This window comes from Peribacillus sp. NPDC096622 (genome assembly GCF_044762665.1).
In the GTDB taxonomy this organism is placed as follows: Bacteria; Bacillota; Bacilli; order Bacillales; family DSM-1321; genus Peribacillus; species Peribacillus frigoritolerans_B.
The window spans coordinates 1-7,949 of sequence record NZ_JBIWES010000046.1 but is presented as its reverse complement, the minus strand read 5'-3'; the positions used below and the strand labels follow the sequence as shown (position 1 = coordinate 7,949).

The following is a 7,949-nucleotide window of genomic DNA, read 5'->3' as shown; positions in this document are numbered from 1 at the left end:
ATTTCAATACTCTGTTTAAAAGTAGAATAAAAAAATAATTTCCCTAATACACCGAGTGGTGCAAATCGTTGATACATCAATGTTTATAGAGGGAGTTTAGTTGAAGAAATAATTTTTAAAGGAACATAGGTTTAGTTGTGGTAAAATATGTTATTGGATGAGTTAGAAATTATTGGGAGGTTTTTATATGAAAGGGAAATTAGTTTTAACCCTTGGTTTTGCAGGAGTTTTAGCAGTATCAATCGGTTTTACGAAAGACTTGCAAAAGACAGAAGCATCGGAAGTTTCTTCAAAACAAACAGATACATACAAACATGTTACTAGAGAGGAACAAGAACGTAGAGAAGGTATGTTAGCTGAAGGAAAAGATGTTTACACGGTTATAACAGTAGAAGAGCAAGAAATGGTAGAAAATATGTCAGCTCAACGAGGGTTTGTTCCACAAGAAAATGGGACAGGTTTCTATTTCGAAAAAGAGAAAAAAAATTAAGTTTAGTTGTTAAACTAACAGGTGCTTTACTTCAATAAGGAAGGTTGCTGAGGCAGCCTTTTTTGTATGAAAACACAATAGTAAAAAAGTCATACTAAAATAACAAAGACAATTACGGAAATGCTCAATACCTTAAATAACTAGTGTACTACCTATGATTTTCTTTATGTAAACTATTACTAAGTGTTTATAGATGTTTTTCCATAATTGTTATAAAGTGGTACTGAGAGGTAGGGGTATATGGAACTGAGAGAACAGTTGCAAAAGTTAAGAGTACAAAAGAACATGTCTAGAGAAGAACTAGCTCAAGAAATGAATGTATCTAGACAGGCAGTTTATAAGTGGGAGAACAATAAGGGATATCCTGATATTGACAATCTTACAAAGTTAAGCGAACTATATGAGATTACATTAGATGCACTGATTAAAAATGATCGTACATTTCAAAAAAAAATAAATATTGAGGAGGATAAAAAAAAGGAGAATGATCTTACAGGTCCTGGCTTCGATATAGGTATTATATTCGTATGTTTTAGCCTTTTCATTGACTTAGGCTCCTATTCTATCGTTATTACCATTTTGGGATTTTTGACAATGGCGTTTTATGAAGACTTAAAAAAGATATTTTGGAATGTAAAGAAAGATTTTAACGAGCAGTAGAGTTTTAAGCAAAAAACCTGTTGTTTAAAGCATATGTTTGTCCTTTTAAAGTTTGAAGGAATGATTTGAGGTGGAATTTTGAGCCAATTTGCTATTTTAGTTATTTGTGCAGCATGCCTAATCCTAGGGGTGTTTGTAAAAAAGACGAATTCTTAAGACTACAAATCACTATGTATATCATATTCATATTTAGTTTACATAAACACTCCTATAGGAACCAAGCTTTAACAGACCCTTTTATATAAGGGTTTGTTTTTATTTTATCTAACTCATTAAAGTTTATTCAACTAAACGAGTTCGTTTAGCTGAAATCAGAGGGGTCTTTAAGGCAGCTCTTTCTTTATGCAAACTAACGAGGCAGGTTTATTAGGAAAGAGGGGGGATTTTTGAAGTTATCGAATGGGATACCAACCTAAAAAGGATCATACATATTAGAAGGACTAATATGTATAATCCTTTATTTGTTCACGCATAAATATAAAATTTACATATCTGGCGTATATACTGTCAGCAAATAATGAAAAATAGGAATGAAGTAATGAAAAAGGTTAGGATGTGTATCTTGGAAAAATTAGTTTATTTATTAACAGCAGTAAGTGCCATTATGACTTTACTGTTTATAGCACTTTTTCTGGTTGTTAAAACAAAGAAAATTAAAAACCTTTGTATAATCACTTCAATTTTTTTATTCATGATTTTTATAGGTGGAATTATGATGGAATATTATAAAATTATTTAATATTGTGAACAACAGGCTCTTTTTGTGAAATATTGTACTTGGAGTCCAGACAGCAAAACTCGGTAAACGTACGCTAAGAGTTGTGTTGCATTAATTTTTTAGTATTTCAGGTAAATTGTGTTGCGTAAAAGCGATAAATGGCACTTCTTCAACTATGTAATGCAACATAATGGGGTACCGCCACATGCCCATCAAGCTAAGCGCACAAGAGTTAATATAAAAGTGTGTTCTCTTTAATTTGCTATGGTAACACTAAAAATGCGCATGACAAAAAAACCATCAAATAGGTTTTTAAAAAAAATATTAGGCAGCTTTAAGTTTTTGTGACGTACAATCATACACAATACCTAAGATATCAAAGACCGTTTTCTTGTTATAACGATGACATTTCCGTCCGTTTTTCTCCAAAAGGTGAAACAAACGTAGAAAGATTTTTGATAATTCTTTGGCTTCCTTTTGTAATCCTTGATAAAACAATAAATAATAGTCTTTTATTATATAGATGGATTTATATTCACTTAACTCCTTCTTTTTCTTATCTAAAAGTAACTGACGCATTCTAAACATCGTAGATGAACAGAGTAAAATGCTAATAAGTTGCCCATACAAGTGACACTCTAAGCGTTCCCTCTTAATCTCTTTGCACTTGTCAATTTGAAAGAAAGATTTCCATGTCTTAAATAGAATTTCAATCTGCCAACGTAACGAATACAGTTCATGAATATGTTCCGTTGGAACGTCTTCTAAAGAAAGATTTGTAATATATACGTTCATTCCACTTAATCGTTTGCTTCGGTCTCTATAGGTAATGCCCTTCTTCTTTTCTTTTTTTGCTTGTTCTTTCAATCTTTTCTCTGTTTGTACCTCAGTTAGTCGATGAACAATCACTCGGGCGGGTAGTTTTTGATACTGCCCAATGTATGCTTCTGAAATTTCCAATGTTTGACCAGGTTGTAATTGATTCATAGGCTCTTCCGTGTCTAACTGAATAAAGAGAGTACCTTTCTTCACAGTCCCATTTCGAAAAAACTCTGGTTCATCATTCTTACGATATATACGAGAATTCAACTTCAAACGTGAGACATAGTAAGCACCTTCATCATTCATTTTCTGTAAGTCGTGTAAGTCGAAATACCCTAAATCCCTTATGTATAAGTCTTTCGGTTGAATGGTTAGTAGACTCGTGGAACCGAAGGTTTTATCATTTTCTCTCCCTTCTCCTACATAAACGTGGAGGAACTTCCCACTCAATAAGTCATATTAAAGTTGGATTTTAACACCTGCGGTATGGCTACTTCCGCCAGAACCTTGATAATGTGAAGCAAACTTATCTGGAAGTTGAAATGTTGTAGAATCTAGGATCCGAATACGTTTAAAAGTCGTGGAGTATGGATGAAGTATTTCTTGTGTTGAATGAATTCTATGAGTTAGAAGATTAGCTAGAACTTGTTGAAGAAACTGTACGGCTGAACCATTAAATCGTTGATTAAGCCCTTCGGGGCTCATGAGGACACCTGTTGATGCTTCGAGACGGCTACAAAATTGTGTGAGTGGTGTACTCGCGACCTGTTGACTAAGCCATACACATAAAGGAATTAATTCTTGTGCTTGATATTTACTTGTACGTTGAACAAAACCAACTTCTTTAGCTAATTGTTGTAGAGAAGACGGAGAAAAGTAGTTTTGAAGCTCTTGAGAAAAGAGATTCATTTCGTCTGAAACAGAAAAACTCATAGAAAACGCCATCCTTCCTGTATATTTCTACAAAAAGAATAGCGTTTTTTTCGTTATGATGATACAAATTCACCTTAGCTTGATGGCGATGGGGTACCGCCAACATTTTGACATAAAACCCACGCTAAGACAATAATTGAAAAATGAAAACTGATTTCTCTTACGATAAGGGAAATCAGTTTTTATTTTTAATTTTTACCCAAGTATTGACAATAAAATAAAATTACTAAATAATATATATAATAATTTAGTTAGTAAATTAAATATATTCAAAGGAGGGTTTGTCGTGAAAGTATTTATTACAGGAATTACAGGGTATATCGGATCAGTAGTAGCTCAACATTTTCTATCTCAAGGGTATCAGGTTTCTGGACTCGTAAGATCACAAGGGAAAGCCGTGCAGTTTGCTAAAATGGGAATCTCCCCGATTATAGGCAGTCTTGCGGATCTATCTTTGCTAGAGGAAAGTGTAAAGAAAGCCAACGGAGTAGTTCATACGGCAATATCGCATACCCCGGATATGGAAATGCTTGACGTATCCTCAGTTAATACAATGTTAGAAGGTTTAGAAGGTACTGGTAAACCATTCATTTATACAAGTGGAACCTTAATCTATAACGATACTTTTCAGAATGTTGTTGATGAAGACTCAAATTTGAATCCCTTACCTTTTTTGCATTGGAAAGTGGATCAGGAACAAAAAGTGCTGGCAGCTGCTCTACGTAATATCCGTACTATCGTAATCCGACCAACTCTAGTTTACGGACGTGGAGGCGGGTTAATTCAAGCAACTATTAAAAGAGCGAGGCTATCTCAATCTGCAAAATATATTAATGATGGACAAAACGCGTGGTCAACAATTGATATCGATGATTTGGCAAGACTTTATGTATGCGCTTATTCGCAGGCAAAACCTGGTTCGCTATTTAATGCAACTTCCAGTGAATTAATTACGACCAAAGAGCTTATGACATCTGTTGGAAAAATAGCAGGTGTAGATAAAATAGAATCTTGGAGTTATGAAGAAGCAGTAAAAGCAATTGGACCTGCTGCTTGGGGGTCCAGTATTAATCAAAGAATATCTGGATTACGAGCAGAACAACAATTACAATGGAGACCCAATGCTAACTCGATTCTCAAAGAGATCGAAGAGGGGTCTTACCAAGTTAACCCTAAATAAAACCATAGTCTGTAATCGGACTATGGTTTTACTTCATCACTATTTTGGTAAGTGCTAAGGAATCTTATAGATTTAGTTAAAATCCGTATGAGTTGTTGCGCATCATCAGCACCTAGATGTTCGCTCAAATGATGAAAACGTTCAAACAGCTCTTTCTCTCTTGCTTCAACAAAATCGTGTCCGTCTTTGGTGGCCGATAGAAGAATAGAGCGTCGATCACTGGGATCCATCGTGCGTGTAATATACCCGTTTTTTTCAAGTGATTGAATGACGTGTGTCACAGCTGCTGAGGTGATTTTCAGCTGTTTACTTAAATCAGAAACTTTGATGCCAGTTGTGCCTGGTGGACATAGATAGGTCAGGTAAACAAGCAAGTTTAATTCGCTCTGTCTGAGACCATTAGAGGGATTGAATACATGCCCAACACGTCTCAACTGTCCGAATGCGAGAGCAAGTTCTTTTGTTATGTTATCGATATTAATATCTAGATTGTTATTGTCTGTACTCATCCAATTCTACCTCCATCACTTTATTATAACAATAAATTGTTTACTAAATTAATTATTTTGTCAAGAAATCATGAAATGCAACATTTAATACTTTATTTTCTATAAACTAAGCCATTAGGAGGTATTTATGAATCAGGCTCACTCTGTTCAATCATTGTTTCAACCTTTTACGTTAGGCAATATGAAACTATCTAACCGTATTGTCATGGCACCAATGACACGAGCATTTTCACCAGGCGGGGTTCCAGGTGATGATGTTCTAAATTACTACAGGCGCCGAGCAGAAAATGGCGTAGGGCTGATCGTAACCGAGGGCACGGTGATTAATCACCCGGCTGCATCATCAAATCCTAACGTCCCCCATTTTCATGGTGACAAAGCATTAAACGGATGGGCAAAGATTGTGAAGTCAGTGCATGAAGCAGGTGGTCGGATTATACCGCAGCTTTGGCATGTTGGTACACAGCGTAGTATTGGTAAGCCGCCAAATCCAGAATCCTTACCGATTGGCCCATCGGGACTAACTGATGAAGGCCTTATAGTAAATGAGCCTATGACATACCGAGAAATCGATGCAGTGGTGGAGGCGTTTGCTCAGGCGGCGGCGGATGCTAAGAGGCTTGGTTTCGACGGAATTGAACTCCACGGGGCACACGGTTATTTAATTGACCAATTCTTTTGGGAGAAAACCAATCAACGCAACGATCATTACGGTGGTAACTTTATTGATCGTACACGTTTTGCTGTTGAGATTATTCAGGCGTGCCGGCGTGCCGTAGGACCGGACTTTCCTATTATATTCCGATATTCACAATGGAAAAGAAGACCATTTTCGGCTAAATTGGTCGAAACTCCTGAGCAATTGGCTCAATTTCTATTTCCTTTAGTAGATGCTGGAGTCGATATTTTCCATTGTTCAACCCGTCGTTTCTGGGAACCTGAATTTGAAGGTCACCTCTCAATCTTGCAGGTTGGACAAAGAAACTGACGGGTAAACCGACGATTACGGTTGGGTCTATCGGTCTTGATACAGAGTTTATTAGTTTTTTTGCAGAAGGCAAAGGAGCCCAAAATGTCAATATTGATGGCTTGATCGAGAGGCTTGATCGAGAAGAATTCGATTTAGTAGCTATAGGACGCGCTTTACTGGTAGATCCAGCTTGGGCAGATAAGATCCGTAATGGTCTTGTGGAAGAATTAGTACCGTTTACAGCTGAGGCTTCGAAATTTTTATTTTAAATATCTATACTATTACTTCTTAAGAATAAGGGTTCCTAACAACAAAACACGGAAACGTAAGTTAAGAAAAATGTTGAATCTTCTTTATTAAAAAGGACTGTAAAGTATTGTATATACTACACCTGATTCTTTTTCTAATTACCGTATATTGATTTAAGGAGTGATAATTGATGATAGTTCAGATAAAAAAACAAGAGTTTGATTCCTTAGCTGATGAAGCCTTGCTAAATGCTTGTTTTAAACCGTTGATTCTGGAATATAAAAAAAGAATGGCTAAACAACCAGAGAATAGCCCCATTTCAAAAGAACTTTTTTATAAAGAGCTAACCACTGGACAGAAAGCGTTGTTTGTATTTCATGTATATTATGATCATGCAAGTGAATCTCTGGCGGAGTTCTATTGGTGGAGTGCCTATTTTATGGCCCAACCTAAAATTTGGTCAGCAATCAAAGCTGGATTACAGTATTTTAAGGACGAATCTATGTACCTACTTTTAGAAGAAACAGAAGTAGTTCTCAAAAGACATAATTGTCCTAACACTCTAGAAGAATTCGCTGTTACTCGTAAGGACCTTGACAATAGTATAGAGCTTTATGCATCGATTAATCCTCTGCATATCAAATTTAACAAAACTGCTCCTTTTACTATTAAGAGAATATGTGATTTTATCCGACATAATTATGATGATTTCATAAAATTCGAGGACTAATTTATCACAACATTCTTTAAAATGACTATTTTTATTTATAAATGTTTAAGTGTTAGCTTCCCTTTATACTTTCTTATTTAAGGGGCGAGATTTTGAAGTAAATTCTCATTTATAACATTGAGAAATTGGGTTTTTAATATTAGATATTCTTGATATTGTAAAGCTGCATTCTTCTAACGCTATTTCTCCCTAAAATGAACGTTTTAGGGAATTTTTTTGCACGCTTATATTTACATATGTCACTTTAGGATTTATTTTGCACCTTTTTTAAGTGCTATTTTGCACATACAACTTTAAAACCCAGCTACCTTCACATGAGAAGATTAGCTGGGTTTCTTAATTATTTACATCCAATTATTTATAAGACTATTCGGATCAGACTAGTAAAAAAGCGACTGCTCATTGTTCAGCAATCGCGCCCTTTAATTGAATAACTAAAATCTGAAATCACTCATAAAATCACTTAATTCTTCTTAAACTAACGCACCCGTTAGTTTAAGTACATTACTTCACAATTTTGAATGGGTATAAATAACTTGAAATTTTAGTCGCCAACATAGAAAATGGCTTGAAAAAGACAAATGAAAAATTCGGGCTCTTGTATAGGGCATTCCTCTTCAATTTCTAAATATGTCTTGGACCATTCAGTAGTTTTCATTTTCCATCTTGCTACTTCTCTACCTTGATG

General features: G+C 35.3%; 9 protein-coding genes and 1 pseudogene. 7 read left to right on the top strand and 3 right to left on the bottom strand.

Translation table 11 applies throughout. The features are described from left to right. Positions 1–187: 187 nt before the first annotated feature. The 3 genes from ACIQYG_RS26630 (at position 188) to ACIQYG_RS26620 (ending at position 1,889) form a co-directional block, all read left to right on the top strand. Positions 188–490, top strand: a complete 303-nt coding sequence (locus tag ACIQYG_RS26630; protein WP_402844524.1) for a hypothetical protein — start codon at positions 188–190, stop codon at positions 488–490. 240 nt (positions 491–730) lie between these two features. Further along, a complete protein-coding gene (locus tag ACIQYG_RS26625) occupies positions 731–1,150 on the top strand; it encodes a helix-turn-helix domain-containing protein (RefSeq protein WP_402844521.1) in 420 nt (139 codons plus the stop codon). Positions 1,151–1,712: 562 nt separating this feature from the next. Further along, the gene (locus ACIQYG_RS26620; protein ID WP_402844518.1) at positions 1,713–1,889 is read left to right on the top strand and encodes a hypothetical protein; all 177 of its coding nucleotides are present in this window, start codon (positions 1,713–1,715) and stop codon (positions 1,887–1,889) included. Positions 1,890–2,192: 303 nt separating this feature from the next. On the opposite strand, the pseudogene ACIQYG_RS26615 reads toward ACIQYG_RS26620, so the two are convergent. Continuing rightward, positions 2,193–3,623: pseudogene (locus ACIQYG_RS26615) on the bottom strand (IS4 family transposase). Between the two features lie 286 nt (positions 3,624–3,909). Here ACIQYG_RS26615 and ACIQYG_RS26610 point away from each other — a divergent pair. Further along, entirely contained in the window at positions 3,910–4,803 is an 894-nt protein-coding gene (locus ACIQYG_RS26610) for an NAD-dependent epimerase/dehydratase family protein (RefSeq protein WP_402844515.1), read from the top strand. 20 nt (positions 4,804–4,823) lie between these two features. Here ACIQYG_RS26610 and ACIQYG_RS26605 read toward each other — a convergent pair whose 3' ends face one another. After that, a complete protein-coding gene (locus ACIQYG_RS26605) occupies positions 4,824–5,312 on the bottom strand; it encodes a MarR family winged helix-turn-helix transcriptional regulator (protein ID WP_017154437.1) in 489 nt (162 codons plus the stop codon). 127 nt (positions 5,313–5,439) lie between these two features. Between ACIQYG_RS26605 and ACIQYG_RS26600 the strand changes: the two genes are divergently transcribed. The 3 genes from ACIQYG_RS26600 (at position 5,440) to ACIQYG_RS26590 (ending at position 7,261) form a co-directional block, all read left to right on the top strand. Then, the gene (locus ACIQYG_RS26600) at positions 5,440–6,300 is read left to right on the top strand and encodes an oxidoreductase (protein ID WP_402844510.1); all 861 of its coding nucleotides are present in this window, start codon (positions 5,440–5,442) and stop codon (positions 6,298–6,300) included. 101 nt (positions 6,301–6,401) lie between these two features. Beyond that, a complete protein-coding gene (locus ACIQYG_RS26595; protein WP_402844507.1) occupies positions 6,402–6,551 on the top strand; it encodes a hypothetical protein in 150 nt (49 codons plus the stop codon). A gap of 170 nt (positions 6,552–6,721) precedes the next feature. Further along, complete coding sequence (locus ACIQYG_RS26590; protein WP_402844505.1) at positions 6,722–7,261, top strand: hypothetical protein; 540 nt, start codon at positions 6,722–6,724, stop codon at positions 7,259–7,261. Positions 7,262–7,805: 544 nt separating this feature from the next. On the opposite strand, the gene ACIQYG_RS26980 is transcribed toward ACIQYG_RS26590, so the two are convergent. Then, on the bottom strand, positions 7,806–7,949 hold a 144-nt coding region (locus ACIQYG_RS26980; RefSeq protein ID WP_483878391.1), incomplete at its 5' end, for a tubby C-terminal domain-like protein.